The following is a 19,988-nucleotide window of genomic DNA, read 5'->3' as shown; positions in this document are numbered from 1 at the left end:
TTTTGGCAAGCGATAAGATCGTCGTAAAGGGTGCTCGTGCCCATAATCTTAAGAATATAGATGTAACCATTCCGCGCGACAAGTTTGTTGTGCTGACGGGACTAAGTGGCTCTGGCAAGTCATCGCTCGCGTTCGATACGATCTACGCCGAAGGACAGCGTCGTTATGTCGAATCGCTCAGCGCTTATGCAAGGCAATTCCTCGGTCAGATGGAGAAGCCGGATGTCGACTCCATCGACGGACTTTCGCCTGCCATCTCCATCGATCAGAAGACAACGAGCCGCAATCCGCGCTCGACCGTAGGCACTGTGACGGAGATATACGATTATCTTCGACTGTTGTTCGCGCGGGTGGGTCGTCCTCATTGTCCGGATCACGGAATCGAGATCGTGTCGCAGACGATTCAACAGATGGTAGACCGGATTATGGAGTATCCCGAACGGACCAAGCTTCAAATTATGGCGCCAATCGTCTCCGGTCGCAAGGGTGAGCATGCCAAGCTGCTTGCGGATATGCAGAAGCAAGGATATGTTCGCGTTCGCGTCAACGGGGAGCTTAGAGAGCTCAGCGAGAAGATCGAACTGGAGAAAAACAAAAAACATAATATAGAGGTTATTATAGACCGTATTGTCGTCAAACCGGATGTTCATGCTCGTCTTGCGGATTCTCTCGAGACGGCTCTCAAGCTGGCTGAAGGACGCGTGCTGGTGGATGTAATGGAGCAAGAGGAGCTGCTATTCAGCTCGAATCTGGCTTGTCCGGAGTGCGGATTCAGCATCGAAGAGCTGGCGCCGCGTATGTTCTCGTTTAACAGCCCGTTTGGAGCATGTCCGGATTGCGACGGACTAGGGGCCAAGATGATTGTAGACCCGGATCTTCTGGTACCCGACATGAGCAAATCGATCGAAGAAGGGGCTTTCTTAGCTTGGGCGGGGAGTACATCTAATTATTATCCGCAATTTCTAAGCTCGGTGTGCAAACATTATAAGATTCCGGAGAATGTGCCTTTATCTGAGCTTAACGCCGAGCAGATGAAGAAGCTGCTTTATGGAACTGGCGGAGAGAAAGTGAGATTCCTCTACGAGAATGACTTCGGCCATCGTAAGGAAGCATTTGTACCATTTGAAGGTATCGTTAATAATCTAGAACGTCGATATCGGGATACGCCTTCCGAATCTATGCGTGAGCATATTCAAGGTTATATGAGCGCCAAACCTTGCGGAGGCTGTAAGGGACAACGTCTGAAGAAAGAGAGCTTGGCGGTGACGATTGGAGGCGAACATATTGCGTTCGTTACGTCCTTGTCGATCGGCGAAGCCAAACGTTACTTTGATTCCCTAGACCTTTCGGAGAGGGAGCGGACGATCGCCAATCTGATTCTCAAAGAGATTAACAGTCGATTGGGCTTCCTAGTTAATGTAGGTCTTGAATATTTGACGCTCAGCCGAGCAGCGGGAACGTTGTCTGGCGGCGAAGCGCAGCGGATTCGTCTGGCGACCCAAATCGGCTCCAGTCTAATGGGAGTCCTCTACATCTTAGATGAACCGAGCATTGGCTTGCATCAGCGGGACAACGATCGGTTGATTCAAACGCTGGAGCATATGCGTAATCTGGGCAATACCCTCATCGTCGTCGAACATGACGAGGATACGATGATGGCTGCTGACTATATTATCGACATCGGTCCAGGTGCCGGCATTCATGGCGGCCATGTCATCTCTCAGGGTACGCCTCAGGAAGTCATGAACGATGAGAAGTCATTGACAGGGCAATACTTGAGCGGTCGCAAATTCATCGAAGTGCCGCAAGAACGAAGAGCAACCGGTGATAAGTGGCTGGAGGTTCGCGGCGCCAAAGAAAATAACTTACGCAATGTCAACGTGAAGATTCCACTGGGCGTCTTTACGGCGGTTACCGGTGTATCGGGTTCCGGCAAGTCCACTTTTGTTAATGAGATTCTTTATAAGACGTTGGCAAGGGATTTGAACAAAGCTAAGGTGCGTCCAGGTCAATACAAGGAGCTTCGCGGTATCGAGCATCTGGAGAAGGTTATCGATATTGATCAATCGCCGATCGGTCGTACACCGCGTTCTAATCCAGCGACGTATACGGGCGTATTCGACGATATCCGCGACCTCTACTCCAATACGAACGAAGCGAAGATGAGAGGCTACAAGAAAGGCCGCTTCAGCTTTAATGTCAAGGGCGGTCGGTGCGAAGCCTGCCGCGGCGATGGCATTATCAAGATCGAGATGCATTTCTTGCCGGATGTTTATGTACCATGCGAAATCTGCAAAGGCAAACGTTATAACCGCGAGACGCTCGAGGTGAAATACAAAGGCAAGAACATCGCAGAAGTGCTGGAGATGACGATCGAAGACGCATGCGAATTCTTTGAGAATTTGCCTCGTATCCACCGCAAGATCAAGACGTTGCTCGATGTAGGTTTAGGCTACATGACGTTGGGACAGCCGGCTACGACTCTTTCCGGGGGAGAAGCGCAGCGGGTCAAGCTTGCTGCAGAGTTGTATCGACGAAGTACAGGCACGACATTATACATTCTCGACGAACCAACGACAGGCCTTCATGTGCATGACATCGACCGACTGCTGACCGTTCTCCACCGACTTGTGGATTCCGGCGAATCGGTGCTTGTGATCGAACATAATCTCGACGTCATCAAGACTGCGGATTATTTGATTGATTTGGGTCCAGAGGGCGGAAGCGGAGGCGGTACTATTGTCGCAACGGGAACGCCGGAGCAGGTTATCAAAGTAGATGGATCTTACACGGGGCGTTACTTGAAGCCTGTTCTAGAGCGCGATCGAGAGCGGACAGAGGAGCGCAAACGGACATTAGAGCGTATAGGAGCTGGCGTCAAGGAATAATTCGTGTCAAATCGTGACAAACTTGTTACGAATGCGATTTCGGACTTGCAACGTAAGCGTCTAAAGGCTAACATAGACTAAGATTAGGTTACGTGTGATTTGGAGGAGGTCCCTTATGTTGTTCCTGGCAGAAGAAGCTACAAAAACAAGCGCAATTGATCCATTCGATTGGTTCATGCTTGCCTTCACGGTTATTATTGCAATCGGCTTCGTACGACTCATTATGGCTCGTCCGAGAAAAAATGTGTTTGCAATCGGCTTTACAACCGTAGCGCTTGCTTTATTCCTGTTTATTGATTACGTGATGATCTTTAAAGTTTGGTTGGCTTAGAAGCAATTGTGACAAGAAGCGGTCTGTCGGTAACCCCGGCAGACCGCTTCTTTTGTAGAATCAATAGATATCTATTTCAATAACATTTCGATCAAATTATTCGGAACACCGTTCGAAGATGAGCTTCGCTGGCGCAAGGATACGCCGCCTTGGCCGGCTTCCTTGATCACTTCGATGGCTACTTGCTTCGCTGCATCTGCTGTATTGATAATCATCTGCTGAACGGTCCCGCCAGGAACCGTTACAACATCTTCGATGATTGAACCATCGACGGAAGCGGGTAGAACTGTACCCGATTCGGCGTCCTTGATGGATAATCGGAGGCTCCTTGGCTCTGTGCCGACGTTGTTAAGGTGAATAGCGAGCTCAAGCTGACCTTCTCTCTTGGCGAATGTGAATTGCGATGTTGAGATGTTTGTCATATTATCCATATTCATCGATTCCTCTCCTATCCAATCAATGTGTTGTTCTGTTTCAATAAGTCGAACAGTTTATTTTGTTTGGCTCTTTCTTCTTCTAATAATTTGACGATGAGGGATTCGGTTGCGCTTGATCCTCCGCCACAGCTGCAACTTGAAGTCGTTCCTGTTCCTGTTGCTGGAGTGTTATTACAAGCACATTTGGTAAACAGGAGAAGTAGAGCGAGAATCGCAGTATTATCAGAGAAGTTGATAAGCGTGCTGTTGCCGACCGTGAACGAATTGCCATTGGATACGGTATTGGCAGAGTTGTTAGCCGAGCTTGCAAGACCGTTTGCAGAACTAACCAATGCGCTGTCATAGTCGAACGTATTGTTTGATGTGCTTAGATTGTTGGAGTCATTATCTGCACAGCTTGTGGAGTTGAGGGTGCTGTTTGCATTACTGGGATTATCATTGGCTGAGGAATTGTCAGCATTGCTCGTATTATTGGGTGTATGATCGCCGGTTGTAGCCGAAGATGTGTTCGTCGACGTATTGTCTCCTGTTGTGGAAGTAGCTGAAGTGTTGGACGTATTGTCTCCTGTTGTAGAAGTGCTTGGTCCTGCGTTTGAAGTTGCGTCGGTATCGGACGTGTTGGTGGCGTCGCTGCCGCTGGAAGAAGAGTTGTCGCCAGTTGTTGATGTGCTTGGTCCTGCGTTTGAAGCTGCATCGGTATCGGATGAGTTGGTGGCGTCGCTGCCGCTGGAAGAAGAGTTGTCGCCAGTTGTTGATGCGCTTGGTCCTGCGCTGGAAGTCGCGTCGGTATCGGAGGTATTCGACGATGTGCTCGTGCTTGTGGAAGAATCGTTCGCTGAAGAAACGCTGTCCGTATCTGATGTGCTTGAGGCGCCGCTTGTGCTGGTTGAGTTATCTGTCGCACCTGAATCAGTGTCAGACGTGTTCGATGATGAGCTTGTGCTCGTAGAAGAGTCGTTCGCTGCAGAGACGCTGTCCGTGTCCGATGTGCTTGAAGCACCGCTTGTGCTGGCTGAATTTTCAGTTGCGTTTGATGTACTGTCATTGTCCGACGTATTGTTCGATCCGCTATTGCTAGTTAACGTCTCGTTGATGACCGCGGCGCTGTCTGTGTCCGAAGCATTGTTGGATCCGCTCGTGCTCGTATTCGTTTCGGTGACAGTCGCCGCGCTGTCCGTATCGGAGGCGTTGGTCGCGCCGCTGGTGCTTGTTGATGTTTCATTCGCAGTCGAAGCGCTGTCTGTGTCCGAAGCATTGTTGGATCCGCTCGTGCTCGTATTCGTTTCGGTGACAGTCGCCGCGCTGTCGGTATCGGAGGCGTTGGTTGCGCCGCTGGTGCTTGTTGAAGTCTCATTCGCAGTCGAAGCGCTGTCTGTGTCCGAAGCATTGTTGGATCCGCTCGTGCTCGTATTCGTCTCGGTGACATTCGCCGCACTGTCGGTATCGGAGGCGGTGTTTGCGCCACTAGTGCTTGTTGAAGTCTCATTCGCAGTCGAAGCGCTGTCTGTGTCCGAAGCATTGTTGGATCCGCTCGTACTCGTATTCGTTTCGGTGACAGTCGCCTCGCTGTCGGTATTGGATGTGTTGGAAGCGCCGCTGGTGCTTGTCGATGTCTCATTCGCAGTCGAAGCGCTGTCTGTGTCCGAAGCGTTGTTGGATCCGCTCGTACTCGTATTCGTTTCGGTGACAGTCGCCGTGCTGTCCGTATCGGAAGTATTGGTTGCGCCGCTCGTGCTGTTGGATGAGTCAGTCGCACTAGAGGTGCTGTCATTGTCTGAAGTGTTGGAGGCTCCGCTTGTACTGTTTGTCGTTTCGTTTGCGTTCGATGCGCTGTCCGTATCAGAAGCGTTAGAGGCGCCGCTCGAGCTAGTAGACGAGTCTGTGGCATTGGAAGTGCTGTCATTGTCTGAAGTGTTGGAAGCATCGCTCGTGCTGCTCGATGTTTCAGTAGCGTTCGATGCGCTGTCCGTATCAGAAGCGTTGGAGGCCCCGCTCGTGCTGTTCGATGAGTCAGTCGCATTGGAGTTGCTGTCGTTGTCCGAGGTGTTGCTTGCGTCACTTGTATTAGTCGAGTTTTCCGATGCATTGGAATTACTGTCGAGGTCGGAAGAATTATGAGCTCCGCTTAAACTCTTTGATATTTCCTCGATGGAATTGTCGCCTTCGGCTTTGGATGAGTTGCTTGAATTACCGGTATGCAGGTTCGTGTCGTTTTCCGGATGGAATGAATCCATTTTTTTGAGCACGACAACATTACGTTTACCACCGGTCTTCCGTCTTTTAATAGGGCATTTATGTTTGCCTTTTTTGCAGCCAATGCAAGTGCAAATGACCTTCAAGGATTTGGAGCCAGAGGGACAGGTGCATTTGTGATGCTTCTTATGGCGGCGAATGGGTTTTCTTTTGTTGCTACGACGAGATTCGCCCTTCATGATTAGCCTCCTTATTGTACAGATACGATAGTGTATAGATTGGTAGGGAGTCTAGAAACGGCAGATGCACAGGTAACAATAATATCCCGCATGGCCTGACCACAATAAAAAAAGCCGTCCACCTTGTCATTACGACAAGCTGAACGGCTTGATTAGAAGAACTTATACCCACCACATCTCGCCAAGCGGCTCGCGGATCAGTACTTGTTGCAGGTTGGCTACTGCTTTCGTGAAACCTTCGTCTACGGACATCAGACCGTCTTCGTGTTCGATGCTGACAACATAGTCGTAGCCTACGAGACGCAGGGCACTGATAATATCCGCCCATACCTTGAGGTCGTGACCAAAGCCGACAGTGCGGAACTGCCAAGCTCGATCGAGCATAAGCGAGTAGGACTGCATGTCCGTTACGCCATGGCGGTTAACGTTAATCGGATCGATCGTCGTATCTTTTGCATGGAAGTGATGGATAGCGCCGGCGCGTCCAAGAATGTGAACGGCTTGAACCGGATCAATACCTTGCCACCACATGTGGCTTGGGTCGAGATTCGCGCCGATCGCGTTGCCTGCCGCTTCGCGAAGACGGAGCAGTGTTGCAGGGCTATGAACGGAGAAACCGCCATGCAGCTCCAAGCCGATCTTGATGCCCGCAGCTTCGGCGATGCCGCCGATTTCGGACCAATAAGGGATAACCTTCTGCTCCCATTGCCACTTCAAGATATCTTGGAAGTCATTCGGCCATGGCGCAACAGGCCAGTTTGGATATTTGGCATCTTCATGGTCGCCTGGGCAGCCAGAGAATGTGTTAACGACTTCGACTTCCAGACGGTTTGCCAGCTCGATTGTTTTACGGATGACGGCATCGTCCGGAGCGGCAAGTGACTTCTGCGGGTGAAGCGGGTTGGCATGACAGCTGAGTGCGCTGATCATGAGGCCGCGCGATTCTACCGCTTGTTTAAAGGCCTTCAGCTTGCCTGCGTCAGCAAGAAGAGTGTCAGGATCGCAATGCGCGTTGCCAGGGTAACCACCCGTGCCGATCTCAATGGCATCCAGACCTTTGGAAGCGATGTAGTCAAGTGCTTCTTCGAATGGCTTCTGTGCGAACAATACGCTGAATACGCCTAATTTCATAAGATATATACCTCCCGAATCCAAAGAATGGATTTGATTTCACAAACGCCATTAGTATACCACTTAATAACCATATAGACATGTAGGATTTTAAGAATTTGGCAAAATCGCATAATAATTGAACAATACAGCATGAGGTTGGTTCAGTTGGCAGTAATGTTTGCTGGAATCGTTGGTCGTCGTTTGATAATATAAGAGAAACAAATCAATGAGACCGTCGGAATTCAGAGAACTGCGCATAATGCCCAAGGGGCGGCGCCGAGAGGAACAGGAATACATGATAACAACACAATTAACAAGATCGGATATAGAACTACTCGCTCCTGCAGGGGATTGGGATTGTATGCGTGCAGCCGTTGCCAACGGCGCGGATGCAATTTTCTTCGGCGTAGAGAAATTTAATGCAAGAGCGCGTGCGAATAACTTCCGCAGCGAGGAGCTGCCGGAAATAATGAGTTTCCTGCATACCTACGGGGTAAAAGGTTTTCTCACCTTCAATATACTCGTATTCGAGGACGAGCTGCGCGATGCGCAGAAGCTGATCGAGATGTGTATTGCGGCTGGCGTGGATGCCGTCATCGTACAGGATCTCGGTCTAGTGAAGCTCATTCGGGAGCTGTCGCCCGACTTCCCGATTCACGGCTCGACCCAGATGACGATTACATCGCCAGAAGCCGTGGAATTTACGAAGCCGTTTGATATGGAGCGTGTCGTGCTTGGCCGCGAGAACAACCTGAAGCAGATTAAGAAGATCGGCGAGCAAGCAAAGCTGCCGATGGAGGTTTTCGTGCATGGCGCGTTATGCGTATCCTATTCGGGTCAATGTCTGACATCGGAGATGTGGGGAGGCCGTTCGGCCAATCGCGGCGAATGCGCGCAAGCGTGCCGCTTGCCTTACGATCTGATGGTCGATGGCGTGCATAAGCCGATGGGCGATATCGCCTACCTGTTGTCGCCCAAGGATCTGGCTGCAATCGATCTCGTACCGGAGCTAATTGAAGCGGGCGTGACATCCTTTAAGATTGAAGGACGTCTTAAGAGTCCGGAGTACGTAGCAAACGTGGTCAGCAAATATCGTAAAGCGATTGATCATTATTTTGACGGTAATGACGCAAGGCCTTCGAAGGAAGAAGTGAGAGAGCTTCAGCAAAGTTTCTCGCGTGGTTTCACGCATGGATTCCTGGATGGCACAAACAATAAGCTGCTGGTTGAAGGAACGTTCCCTAAGAGCCGCGGCGTCTATCTCGGAACGGTGGAGCGCATTATGCGTGATGCGGTGACCGTGCGGCTGGATGCCCCTGTCAAGCGGGGCGATGGCATCGTGTTCGACGCCGGCGACCCAACGAAGAAAGAAGAAGGCGGTCGCGTGTACGATGTTAGGCGTCAAGGCGTGAAGCTTGAAGGTGAAGCCGCGGAAGGTACGCTGATTGAGATTGTGCCGGGACGTAATGACGTGGATCTGCGCAAGGTGCATGTGGGCGATCGGGTATGGAAAACAAACGATCCTGCACTCGACAAAAGGTTGCGGGCTACGTTTGAGACGGATAAGCCGTACCGCGTATTTCCTTTGCATGTCCGTGTAACAGGTGCTCTCGGCGAGCCGATGCGAACTTGGTGGACGGATGTGCAGAAGGGCACGACCGTCGAGATCATATCCGAGTTGCTGTTGGAGCAAGCCCAGAAACGTCCAATGGACGAAGCGCTGCTGGAGGATCAGCTTGGTCGTCTAGGCGGCACGGTATATCAGCTTGACAAGCTGGAGGTTCATCTGCAGGGCGATCTGATTGTACCGATCCGTGAGTTGAACCGAATGCGCCGCGAAGCGGTAGAGCAGCTTGCTGGCGAACGTCCGAAACCGCCAGTGTATGTGAAACATGATGTGGATGCATTCGCCGATGCTGCGAGCAATAGCATGACGAAACGTGATCCAGTGCTAAGTGGCCGCACCGCTAAGCTGACAGCACTATGCCGCAGTCTCGAACAGGTGGAGGCGGCCATTGATGCCAACGTCTCGTACATCTATGCGGACTTCGAGTTTATTAAGCAATTCCCGGCCGCAGTAGAAGCTGCGCGCCGTGCAGGCGTACCGATCGCGCTCGCAACTCCGCGTATTCACATGCCTGGGGAGAACGGATATCACGCCAACATTCTGAAGCTAAAGCCGGATGCCGTGCTCGTGCGCAACACAGGTGCGCTTTATTATTACTTGAAGGCGAAGAGAGAAAATCCGGATGCACCGTTCCCTAAATTAATCGGCGACTTCTCGCTCAACGTGGCCAACCATAAAGCAGTTAAACTATTTGCCGAAGCGGGATTGGATCTGATTACACCATCGTATGATCTGAATATACAACAAATGGTAGACCTGTTGGAGCACTCCGATACAACCGTGCTTGAAGTTGTCATCCATCAGCATCTGCCAATGTTCCATACGGAGCATTGTGTGTATTGTACGTTTATGAGTGAAGGAACGGACTTCACGAATTGCGGACGACCTTGCGAAGAGCATCGGGCATCGCTTCAGGATCGCATTGGCATGTCCCACCCTGTACGAGTGGATGAAGGATGCCGCAACACCGTGTACAATGCCATTGAGCAGTCTGGCGCTGAATATCTACGCAACTTCGTAGAGCTCGGAGTGGATCACTATCGCGTGGAATTCCTGGAGGAAACAGGCGAGAAGGTAACAGAGGTACTGTCTCTCTACCGTGACGCACTTGACGGACGCATCAGTGGTACTCAGGTATGGCGCAGTCTCAAAGCGACGAATCAGCTAGGTGTAACACGCGGACAACTGGTGAAAAAATAGAAGAACAAGAAGAGGACCGCCTCCCTTATGGATGGCGGTCCTCTTCGTATGTGGCTTACAGTGTACGTTCAAGTCGTTCCAGTACGCTCTCGAGCGGCTCCAGCTTAGACCAGTAATAGCGCAGTTCGCTGCCAAGATCATTTAATTCATTGGCTGTAAGGCCAAGATCGGAGTACAGGCGGAAGGTATGGACGATCTCGCGGTACATATGGAAACGATGCGGCCGCTTGACGATTTCTTCGCCAGTCCATTCTGCTGCCCGTTTGAGGCTTGGGAGGCTCAGCGTGTTCTGCCGAATGTATAGCTGAGTTTCGTAAGACAGCAAGAAGTCGATCAATTTCTTGGCGGCAGGTTTCTCGTTGGATCGTTTGCTGATTGCCAGTCCGATAATGACGAGCATCGTGCGCGATTGCGCCAGATGCGGCAGCGGAGCAATATCGTATTCGAAACCAACGTTCTTAAGCTTATTCAGATACGAATAGGTGCCCATGATAATCGATGTTTTCTCATTGATGAACAAGGACATGGCATCCGAGTCGCTTTGCGAAAGATAAGACGGAAACTGATCCGTGACAACGCTCATACATGCTTCAATGGCCGACTTCAGCGGCTCGGCATTCAGCGTGTAATAACCTTCGGCATTGCGCTGGAAACGGACGTCGTTCTGGAGCAAGAAGATCGGCCATCGATTCTCGGACATTAAGTAGAAGTGGAAGCCGACTCTCTCTTTCCCTCTGCTGAGCACCGATCCGGCCTCGCATAGCTCCTCCCAGCTCCAGCCGCTATGCGGCTCAGGCAGATTGCTTTCACGGAAGTGATCCTTGTTATAGCACAGAATGACGGGGGTGAAGACGAATGGCAGGACATATTGCTTCTTGCCGACAGAGAACGGTTCATTCAGAAATTCGTAGGCTTCGTCGAAGTGCTCGAATGGCTCTAGCAGCTTGCTTGAACCGTCATCATCCTTCATAAATTCGTAGTTGTATAAGTTGACCGTCAGGACGTCAAAGACATCCTCCATCAGATATTGATCCATCCTGTCATGTTGTCTTGGCAAGGCTACCGGGATGGGGAGCACATGGATATCGTCGTGCAGGGCATTAAATTGTTCAACGAGCTTCAGAATATCTGTCTCATCAATCAACGAAGGATAGTAGCCGAAACGAAGAGTAACGGCGTCGCTCTTCTGACGTTTCTCCAGCACTTGCGCCCCGATACGCGGAATTTTCTCGATTAACCCTTCTTCAACTAATACTTCCAGTCCTTTGCGGACCGTATTCTTGCTCAGACTATATTGATCGCATAATTCAAGCTCAGAAGGCAAGAAGCTGCCCTTTGGAAATTTCCCGATTTGAATTTGACTTCTAAGCGTTTGGATGAGCTCCTCCAAGCGGCTTCGTGAGGTAGTTCTTTTTTGTTTCATGCGTATCATGTTCCCCTATCTAAATGGATGAGTGTGTAATGAAGTTGTGTTCTAGTATATTTAAGTTTAATTCTTATATGCATCTAGCGGGCAATTAGGTTCATTATAGCTCAATAGATAATGATTGTCATCACCAGATTCGAAACAAAATTTCCAGGAGTATCACAATGTATACGCTTACCTGCCCGTTGACACACAATCTAGGAACGAAAAAATAGTATTGACACTTTGTGAACTCCTAAATATAATCTAAAGTATACCAAGGCTAAACGAAATGATCTTAATTATCAAATACGTCGCGTCTGGTTCACTATAGTATATAAAGTAAGCGAACACGATGGGAGGGTTCTGGATTGAAAATCGCATTTTTGCAAGGCGCTGATCAGCGTAACAGAATTTTTACTGCGCAACACCTGGAGCAGCTTCGTCAATGGGGAGAGGTCACCTTGAATGAAGGGACTGGCTTTCAAGAGGAAGCGCAATTGGTGAAAGCGATTCAAGGCGCCGATGTGGCAATTACATCTTGGGGAATGTCGTCTTTGACGCACAAGGTGTTAAACGAAGCACCGAATTTGAAGGTCGTCCTGCATGCGGCAGGAACGGTAAAGCCAATCATCAGCGATGCGATGTGGGATCGCGGGGTTCGGGTTACGAATGCGAATTCGGCATTAGGCAGGGGAGTGGCCGAAACTGCGCTGGGACTGACGATTGCATCCATGAAGGATATGTGGCGGCTTAGCGCCGGTTGCAAAGAGAATCAGTGGGGCCCGGTTCAACAAGTGCGCGAGCTGTTCGATGTGAAGGTTGGCGTTGTTGGAGCAGGGATGGCAGGTGCGCATTTCATTAAACTGTTGCAGCAGTTCGAGGTAGATGTACTCGTCTATGATCCGTTTATCAGTGCGGAACGGGCAGGTACATTGGGAGCGGAAAAGGTTTCTTACGAAGAGTTGTTGAAACAGAGTGATGTGATTTCAATTCATGTTCCTTCCTTACCGGAGACAAACCACATGTTCAACGAGGACAGCTTCCGTCTAATGAAGGAAAATTGCATTCTGATCAATACGGCAAGAGGATCGGTTATTGATGAATCAGCATTGATTAAGGAGCTGGAGAAAGGCAGGTTCTTCGCTTGTCTCGATGTCACCGACCCTGAGCCGCCTGAGCATAATCACCCGTTCCGATCGTTGCCGAATGTCATTCTGCTGCCGCATATTGCAGGAGCGGTGAATAATGGTCTTCAGCGTGTCGCGCGATCCGTGATTCATGACTTATGGTTGTTTATGCAAGGCAGCGATATGAAGGGCGAGGTCAGGCGCGAAGAATTGAACCTGCTTGCTTAGAAGCTTTACGCGGAGAGCTAGACCGCGAACTATCTAGAAGGGGAGTGAGGAGAGATGAACAGCACATCCCAGGCGAGAACGAATGTGTCTGCTGGACGTTCGCCGCACTGGAAGTCGAAGCTGCACAAAGGCTGGAGACGCATCTTATGGAACTGGCAGCTTTACGCCATCATTTCACCCGTAATCGCTTATTTTGTCATCTTTGAGTATATTCCCATGTACGGCGTACAGATCGCATTTAAGGATTTCTTCGCCAACAAGGGGATCTGGGGGAGCCCTTGGGCAGGACTCAAACATTTGGAAATGTTCTTTGATAGCTTCTACTTCGAGCGGCTGCTTAAGAACACGATTGCCATAAGTTTGTACTCGCTTGCGATCTCATTCCCGGTGCCGATTATACTGGCACTTATGATCCATGAGCTTGCGAGCAAGCCCTTTAAACGATTTGTGCAAACGATTACGTATGCCCCGCATTTCCTTTCAACGGTCGTGCTCGTAGGTATGATGTTTATGTTCTTCCATCCTGAACGAGGGATATTCAATCACCTGCTGGAGTGGGTTGGTCTGAATTCGGTCGCCTTTATGGAGGAGGCGAGCTGGTTCAAGTCATTGTATGTCTTCTCTGGCGTATGGCAAGGCATGGGCTTCGCATCGATTATTTATCTTGCGGCGTTATCTGGCGTTGATCCGCAGCTGCATGAGGCGGCCAAGGTGGATGGAGCTTCGCGGCTTCGTCGGATCTGGCATATTAACATACCTGGCATTATGCCAACAGCCGTCATTGTCCTTATTTTGTCGGTGGGCGGGCTGCTCGGCGTTGGCTTCGAGAAGATCTTCCTGATGCAGAATGAGAACTTCACGATGCTGGAAACGTCAGAAGTCATCTCTACTTATGTATACAAGCAGGGTATTCAGAGCGCCAATTACAGTTTCGCAGCAGCAGTTGGACTATTCAACTCTGTCATTAACTTTACGCTTCTCGTACTGGTGAATGCTTTCGCCCGTCGCGTGAACGAAACCAGTCTGTGGTAGGGGGATGAGAGATGGAAATTCGCAACAGGTCAGATAAACTGCTCGAGCTGCTGATTATCATCATTCTGACAGCTGTGTGCATCATCGTGCTCTATCCGCTGTTATTTGTTGTGAGCGCTTCGATTAGCGATCCGATGTCTGTGATCGACGGCAAGATGTGGCTTTTTCCAATTGATATTAACTTTAGCGGTTATGCGAAGGTATTCGGGAACCCGGATATTATGCGGGGGTACGGCAACACGATTCTGTACACAGTTGTTGGGACATCCATCAACGTTTTAATGACTATCTGTGCAGCATTCCCTTTATCCAGGAAGGACTTCTTCGGTCGCAATGTGATTACGGGAATGATGGTATTCACGATGTTCTTCAGCGGGGGTTTGATTCCAACCTTCCTGCTTGTGAAAGATCTGGGTCTAGTCAATACCATGTGGGCGCTCATTCTGCCTTCGGCGGTCGGCGTTTACAACATCGTAATCATGCGAACGTTCTTCCAGACGAGTATTCCGTATGAGCTTCAGGAAGCAGCCTCGATCGACGGATATTCCCACTTCCGTATTTTGCTCAAAATTATATTGCCCCTGTCGGCGCCTATCATTGTGGTTATGATTCTGTTCTACAGTGTCGGACACTGGAACTCCTATTTCTCGGCTCTTATTTATTTGAAAGATCGAGCGAGCTACCCGTTGCAATTGATTCTGCGAGAAATTTTAATTGTAAGCTCTACACAATCCATGACGTCGGACGACACCTTCGCTGCGCAGTTAATGGAAGCGGAGAAAATCAAGTATGCAGTCATCATCGTAGCTAATCTTCCGATTCTCATGTTGTATCCTTTCGTGCAAAAATATTTCGTTCAAGGGATTACGATCGGCGCGCTCAAGGGCTAACGCAGATCTGTCCATAGATGCAAGGAAGAGCCAATATCGAAAGGGGAGTAAAAATATGTTGAGAAGACGATTTGGTGTACTGGCTTTATCGATTGTTATGATGGCAACGGCAGGCTTAACAGCTTGCAGCAACGGCGGAAACAATGAACCCACTAATGCTGAGGGCTCAGCGACGGTCGCACCGGAGGCTACAGCAACAGCTGCGCCGGAGAAAGTGAATTTGAGTGGATTCCCAATCGTAAACGAACCGCTAGACGTGACCTTCTTCGCAGGTCAACCAGCCATTGCGTCAACCGATTGGAGCCAGGTACCGTTGTGGCAGGAATACGAGAAAATGACGAACATTAAAGTGAAGTTTGACCTTGCTCCTGCTGCAAGTCAGTCTGAGAAGCTGAACTTGGCGCTGGCAAGCGGCGAATATCCGGAAGCCTTCTATCGCGCATCGGTTCCGAATGCCGATCTGATGAAGTATGGCGAGCAAGGGATCTTCGTCAAGCTGAACGACTATATCGAGAAATACGCGCCGAATTTCCAAAAAATATTGGACAGCAACCCGCAAGTGCGCAAGGCCATTACAATGCCAGATGGCAGCATCTATTCGTTCCCGTGGATCTTCGACCCCGCATTCACTTCGCTTACGATGGGACCAAGAATCTGGATTAACAAGGATTGGTTAGACAAGCTTGGTCAGAGCGAGCCAACTACGCTTGATGACTATTACAAGTTTTTGAAAGGTGTCAAAGAAACGGACCTGAACGGCAATGGCAAAAATGATGAGATTCCGTTCTCGACAGCAGGTCTTCATACTTTAATCGGACAAATGAAGGGCGCTTTCGGATTCGCTAATCGCGGCAACGCTCATGCGATGGTCGATATCGAGCCAGGTACGGACAACTTGCGCTTCTTCGCCGACGATCCGAAGTATAAAGAGATGCTGGAATACTTGAACAAGCTGTATGCCGAAGGTTTGGTAGACCGCGATATTATCTCGCAGAAGGTTCCGGATATGTATGCGAAGGGCAATCAGAATCTGTTAGGTTCCATGCTTACGAGCAATCCGCGAATTACGATGAAGCTTGAAAACTTTATTGGTCTGGGAGCGTTGAAAGGGCCGCATGGCGACCAAATCTACTCCTCCGTGAACCCTTCTGTGCCGATTGTTGGTTCCTATGTCATTACGGACAAAGCGGAGAATGTAGAAGCGCTGGTTCGTTGGATCGATTATTTCTACAGCGAAGAAGGCAGCCGTATGCTAATGATCGGCTTCAAGGATGTAACCTACAAGGAGCTTCCGGACGGCAAGTTCGAATTGCTCGATATCATTACCAAAAATCCGGATGGCTTAAGCCAAGATCAGGCGTTGTCCAAGTATGTGACGTATCCAGGCGGCGGTTCTCCGACGATCGTATTCCAGAACAATTACGCAGGCAGCGAAGCGCAGCCGGACAGCTTGGGAACGGCGGAGAAAGTGAAGCCTTATATCATTCAAGAAGTATGGCCAACCTTTAACTTCACTGCGGATGAAAATGATCAAATGACAAAAATCAGAACAGATCTGTATACCTACGTCAATGAGCATGAGGCGAAATTCATTCTAGGTGATCTGCCGTTCAGCGAATGGGACAAATTTGTAGCAGGACTCAAAGATGTGAAGCTTGATGAGTTTATGAAGCTGTATCAAGCGGCGTACGATCGTTATAAGCAGTAGTATATTTGACGGCTAGGCGGCCGCCTGCCGGAATCGGCGGGCGGCTTTGTCTAGGCTAATGAAGGAGATCATGTGATGACTAGCGAGCCATCGGTACCAAATGTCGAAAGCAAGACGATAAAGGTCGTCATCGTAGGCGCGGGAAGCCGAGCCATGAATTATGCCTCATACGCCCAGCTGGAGCCTGACAAGATGCAGGTGGTTGGCGTTGTAGACCCCGATCCTGTCAGACGCCGCTACACGGCGGACACGTACGGATTTGACGAAGGGCGATGCTTCTCTACTGTAGAGGAGCTGCTTGCCGAACCCAAATTCGCGGATGCGGTAATCAACGGGACACTCGACCCGCTGCATGTGCCGACCACGCTGCCGCTGCTGCAAGCCGGCTATGATGTGTTGCTGGAGAAGCCGATTGGCATTCATGAAGAGGAGGTGATGGCTCTCTATGATATGGCACGCGCACACGGACGGAAGGTGATGATTTGCCACGTCTTAAGGTACGCGCCATTCTATGCGGAAATCCAGAAGCGAATTCAAGGAGGTGACATTGGCGATATTGTCCACATTCGGACGGAAGAGAATGTATCCTATCACCATATGGCGACTGCTTTCGTGCGGGGCAAGTGGGGCAATGTGCAAACAGGTGGATCGACGATGCTGATGGCCAAATGCTGTCACGATCTCGATCTGATTACATGGTTCAAGAACGGCATTCGTCCGTCGAAGGTAAGCAGTTATGGCGGCATCGCTCAGTTCCGCGTGGACAAGGCTCCTGCTGGATCAGGCACACGTTGTTTGAATGATTGCGCAATTGAAGACACGTGTAATTTCTCGGCGAAAAAGCTGTACCTGGATCAACCGTTGTGGGGAGCTTATGTGTGGCCCCAAGCCAAGTATGGGCATGAACTGACTGATGCGGAGAAGCTCGAATGGATGCGTACGGACAATCCATACGGACGTTGCGTGTGGCGCTGCGACAACGATGTAGTTGATCATCAAACCGTGATGATCGAGTTCGAGGATGGCAGTACGGCGATGCACAGCTTGTCAGGCAATACGGCAAAACCATGCCGTACGATCCATATCGTCGGGACGAAAGGCGAGATCGAAGGCGTGATGGAGACCGGCGAATTTATCGTTCGTCATCCCGATGTTAGACCGGGCGGTGAATATAAGGAAGAAATCGTGCGTTTGCAAGTGTCCAAGGATATGCATGGCGGAGGCGACAGACGAATCATTGAAGATTTTATCGGCGTCGTGAGTGGTGATACGGGCTCTCGTTTTACGACATCGCTGGCCAACTCCATATTTGGACATCTTGTCGGTTTCCGTGCGGATCGCGCACGGTTAAGCGGTCAGGTAGAAGAGGTTCCCGTTCTGCTCTGAGCTGAATCATCCATTCGAAAGAGGGGATATGCAGGTGAAGAAGAATTTTGAACGTAATCGTCAACGAGCGACAAATCCAGGAGGGACAATGCTGGATACCGCTGCTACGTCGGAAGCGGCTTTGCAATTGGAGGAAGGACGTCGAAGAGAATCGAAGGCAATCAGCAGGCGGCAGGCGCTTGCTGCTATGGGCACCGGCATACTGGCCGCAACGGCAGGTGCCATGCTCCTGCCTGGCGGCGAGAAGGCCCATGCTGCTTTCGATCACCCGCTTGTTATCACGACGATTGCACAACTCCGATCTGGTGCGACGGCTGAGGATAGTACTGTGCTTTATCATGTATCCGATGCAGGTCGAGAAGGGCATTTCATCTATGATTCGTCAGATACGACTTCCTCGGACGATAACGGGATGATCTTCGTATCGACGACAGGCAAGCGATTCCGACGTCTGGATGCCGACGTCATCAACGTGAAGTGGTTCGGTGCCAAGGGCGACAATACGACTGATGACAGCGCGGCCTTCCTTGCAGCTATCGCCGTGGCGAAATCCAGGGGCGGCGGTACGGTGTATGTGCCGAGCGGGAAATTTGTGGTGACGAATCTGCTGATCAATTTTCATTATTTCACTTTGCGGGGCGAAGGGCGAAGCGCCTCTCATCTCGTCAATCGGCATGCGACCCAGCCTGTGCTCGAGATCAGGCCCAAAACGGGTACGGAGCTGGCATCAGGTGAAATCATGCCTACGATCACCAATATTTCGATTGAAGGCTTTACGATCAAGAATGAGATCAACAGGTCTGGCGACTATCCGCTCGTTACAGCCGATGCGATTGTGGGATCGCGTTTTACGGATTTGTTTTTCCAGAATACATTCGGCAGCGGCTACTACTATGGCTCGGGGATGAAACTGGTCGATGCGTATGAGATTGCTATTACAGGCTGTACCTTCCGGCAATTCCAGAAGGGTTATGGGTTGGATATGCCTAACTTCGATGAGAATATCGGCAATGTCAGCTTGACGGATTGTTCGTTTATGTATTGCGGTCATTCTCTTCTGTATGCGAGAGGCGATGGCTCCATGGCGAACACGATTGTGCTGACTAATGTCAAATTCGTCGGTTGGCAAGGCGGCATATATCATGAGAATCGAGCCATCTATTATCAGACAACGGTGGGTACGGCGGTGACAGCCAGCACGGTCGTCTATGTCCCGGATGCCTCTAAGTTTGCAAATAATGAGTGTGTGCTGGCAGGTAGCGGACAGCGAGTCATGCCTGCGCGGATTGTGTCAAGGAATACCACGTTGAATACGCTTACGCTCGATCGTGCAGTCACGCTGGCTGTGAACGATACGATCATCATGGGTACGGTGGCTGTTCATGCAGGTTGGCGTTGCCAAGAGATGCGGCTCACGGGCTGTCACTTCGAGGGGCTTGATGTCGGACTATATGCTAGCAATAAGTTAGGACTCATTACGCTTGATTCGATGCATATCGGCAGCAACTCGAATGTTGTTATCGTGGACGACCAGGTGAAATATCTGCATATGATGAATTGCCGGATCTTCTATAACGACGATGCGCCAGTCCGCACAGACTGGTGGACAATCATCCGTATTACGAAGCTTGATGACGATAACAACGTGATTCTGCTGGATAATATGTACATTGAAGGCGCGGGAGCGGAGCAGCTCCAGAGCTTCGAGGCCAAGATCCGCAATCATACCTCGTATAAACCGTATATTCGAATTTTTGATCGAATGGGCGGCATGCAATATTACTCGAACGGCAAGGGTGTTACGTATCATGATGGCTTCACTCAAGCCTACAACCGAACCGCGAACACGCTGACGTCGAAGCAACGCTGGCTGGAGAATGGGACGGAGAAGTGGGCGCTGGAGTTCAAGGATACGGCAGGCAATCTCGGCTTCAAGCTGGCCGGGCAGACGAAGGACAGTCTGCTGCTGGATGCTTCTGGCGGCCATGTCGGCAGTGGCGGTTCAGCATATAACGAACCGCATTTGCGATTGGGCAACTTCCATATCTGGGTCGATAACAGCGGCAGGCTGCGCTACAAGAACGGTGTGCCGACTGGCGAAGCGGATGGCAATCTGCTGGCAATCGAGCCTTAGATGATGTAAGCAAGTGTTGTTGATTACACGATTGAATGGATAGCTTA

13 protein-coding genes are annotated in these 19,988 nt (G+C 50.3%); 10 read left to right on the top strand and 3 right to left on the bottom strand.

Annotated elements, in window-relative coordinates:
• Positions 1–2 precede the first annotated feature (2 nt).
• Both uvrA and ACX1C1_RS04900 read left to right on the top strand, forming a co-directional pair.
• Positions 3–2,888 carry an excinuclease ABC subunit UvrA gene (gene uvrA / locus ACX1C1_RS04905; RefSeq protein WP_458956014.1) on the top strand — a complete coding sequence of 962 codons (2,886 nt, stop codon included), beginning with the start codon at positions 3–5 and terminating at the stop codon, positions 2,886–2,888.
• A 115-nt stretch (positions 2,889–3,003) separates the two neighbouring features.
• Complete coding sequence (locus ACX1C1_RS04900) at positions 3,004–3,219, top strand: hypothetical protein (RefSeq protein WP_458956013.1); 216 nt, start codon at positions 3,004–3,006, stop codon at positions 3,217–3,219.
• A 71-nt stretch (positions 3,220–3,290) separates the two neighbouring features.
• Here ACX1C1_RS04900 and ACX1C1_RS04895 read toward each other — a convergent pair whose 3' ends face one another.
• Positions 3,291–3,656: a hypothetical protein gene (locus ACX1C1_RS04895; protein ID WP_458956012.1), complete on the bottom strand. Its 366-nt coding sequence runs from the start codon at positions 3,654–3,656 to the stop codon at positions 3,291–3,293.
• A 504-nt stretch (positions 3,657–4,160) separates the two neighbouring features.
• On the opposite strand from ACX1C1_RS04895, the gene ACX1C1_RS04890 reads away from it, so the two are divergent.
• Entirely contained in the window at positions 4,161–5,774 is a 1,614-nt protein-coding gene (locus ACX1C1_RS04890) for a hypothetical protein (RefSeq protein WP_458956011.1), read from the top strand.
• A 476-nt stretch (positions 5,775–6,250) separates the two neighbouring features.
• Here ACX1C1_RS04890 and ACX1C1_RS04885 read toward each other — a convergent pair whose 3' ends face one another.
• Entirely contained in the window at positions 6,251–7,219 is a 969-nt protein-coding gene (locus ACX1C1_RS04885) for a sugar phosphate isomerase/epimerase family protein (protein ID WP_458956010.1), read from the bottom strand.
• Between the two features lie 277 nt (positions 7,220–7,496).
• Here ACX1C1_RS04885 and ACX1C1_RS04880 point away from each other — a divergent pair, with 277 nt between their 5' ends.
• Complete coding sequence (locus ACX1C1_RS04880) at positions 7,497–10,028, top strand: DUF3656 domain-containing U32 family peptidase (RefSeq protein ID WP_458956009.1); 2,532 nt, start codon at positions 7,497–7,499, stop codon at positions 10,026–10,028.
• Positions 10,029–10,083: 55 nt separating this feature from the next.
• Here ACX1C1_RS04880 and ACX1C1_RS04875 read toward each other — a convergent pair whose 3' ends face one another.
• Positions 10,084–11,451: an ABC transporter substrate-binding protein gene (locus ACX1C1_RS04875; RefSeq protein ID WP_458956008.1), complete on the bottom strand. Its 1,368-nt coding sequence runs from the start codon at positions 11,449–11,451 to the stop codon at positions 10,084–10,086.
• 353 nt (positions 11,452–11,804) lie between these two features.
• Between ACX1C1_RS04875 and ACX1C1_RS04870 the strand changes: the two genes are divergently transcribed.
• The 6 genes from ACX1C1_RS04870 to ACX1C1_RS04845 all read left to right on the top strand — a co-directional run bounded on the left by ACX1C1_RS04870 (position 11,805) and on the right by ACX1C1_RS04845 (position 19,941).
• Positions 11,805–12,791: a hydroxyacid dehydrogenase gene (locus tag ACX1C1_RS04870; protein WP_458956007.1), complete on the top strand. Its 987-nt coding sequence runs from the start codon at positions 11,805–11,807 to the stop codon at positions 12,789–12,791.
• A 54-nt stretch (positions 12,792–12,845) separates the two neighbouring features.
• Positions 12,846–13,823 (top strand): ABC transporter permease, encoded by a 978-nt coding sequence (locus ACX1C1_RS04865; RefSeq protein ID WP_458956006.1) that lies wholly within the window; start codon positions 12,846–12,848, stop codon positions 13,821–13,823.
• 11 nt (positions 13,824–13,834) lie between these two features.
• On the top strand, positions 13,835–14,713 hold the full coding sequence (locus tag ACX1C1_RS04860) for a carbohydrate ABC transporter permease (protein WP_458956005.1): 879 nt from the start codon (positions 13,835–13,837) through the stop codon (positions 14,711–14,713).
• Positions 14,714–14,768: 55 nt separating this feature from the next.
• Positions 14,769–16,421 (top strand): extracellular solute-binding protein, encoded by a 1,653-nt coding sequence (locus ACX1C1_RS04855; protein ID WP_458956004.1) that lies wholly within the window; start codon positions 14,769–14,771, stop codon positions 16,419–16,421.
• Positions 16,422–16,496: 75 nt separating this feature from the next.
• Positions 16,497–17,807, top strand: coding sequence for a Gfo/Idh/MocA family protein (locus tag ACX1C1_RS04850; protein WP_458956003.1), 1,311 nt, complete (start codon positions 16,497–16,499; stop codon positions 17,805–17,807).
• 34 nt (positions 17,808–17,841) lie between these two features.
• Positions 17,842–19,941 carry a glycosyl hydrolase family 28-related protein gene (locus ACX1C1_RS04845; protein WP_458956002.1) on the top strand — a complete coding sequence of 700 codons (2,100 nt, stop codon included), beginning with the start codon at positions 17,842–17,844 and terminating at the stop codon, positions 19,939–19,941.
• The last annotated feature ends 47 nt before the right edge of the window (positions 19,942–19,988 follow it).

This window comes from Paenibacillus sp. strain BS8-2, assembly GCF_054483835.1.
The sequence above is the reverse complement of the archived record's forward strand: the minus strand, read 5'-3'. Positions and strand labels throughout refer to the sequence as shown.

What these genes read in the sequence shown, in the direction of transcription:
- ACX1C1_RS04900 (WP_458956013.1), top strand. Translation starts at nt 3,004, where the DNA reads ATGTTGTTCCTGGCAGAAGAAGCTACAAAAACAAGCGCAATTGATCCA.
- ACX1C1_RS04895 (WP_458956012.1), bottom strand. Translation starts at nt 3,656, where the DNA reads ATGAATATGGATAATATGACAAACATCTCAACATCGCAATTCACATTC.
- ACX1C1_RS04885 (WP_458956010.1), bottom strand. Translation starts at nt 7,219, where the DNA reads ATGAAATTAGGCGTATTCAGCGTATTGTTCGCACAGAAGCCATTCGAA.
- ACX1C1_RS04880 (WP_458956009.1), top strand. Translation starts at nt 7,497, where the DNA reads ATGATAACAACACAATTAACAAGATCGGATATAGAACTACTCGCTCCT.
- ACX1C1_RS04875 (WP_458956008.1), bottom strand. Translation starts at nt 11,451, where the DNA reads ATGAAACAAAAAAGAACTACCTCACGAAGCCGCTTGGAGGAGCTCATC.
- ACX1C1_RS04865 (WP_458956006.1), top strand. Translation starts at nt 12,846, where the DNA reads ATGAACAGCACATCCCAGGCGAGAACGAATGTGTCTGCTGGACGTTCG.
- ACX1C1_RS04860 (WP_458956005.1), top strand. Translation starts at nt 13,835, where the DNA reads ATGGAAATTCGCAACAGGTCAGATAAACTGCTCGAGCTGCTGATTATC.
- ACX1C1_RS04855 (WP_458956004.1), top strand. Translation starts at nt 14,769, where the DNA reads ATGTTGAGAAGACGATTTGGTGTACTGGCTTTATCGATTGTTATGATG.
- ACX1C1_RS04850 (WP_458956003.1), top strand. Translation starts at nt 16,497, where the DNA reads ATGACTAGCGAGCCATCGGTACCAAATGTCGAAAGCAAGACGATAAAG.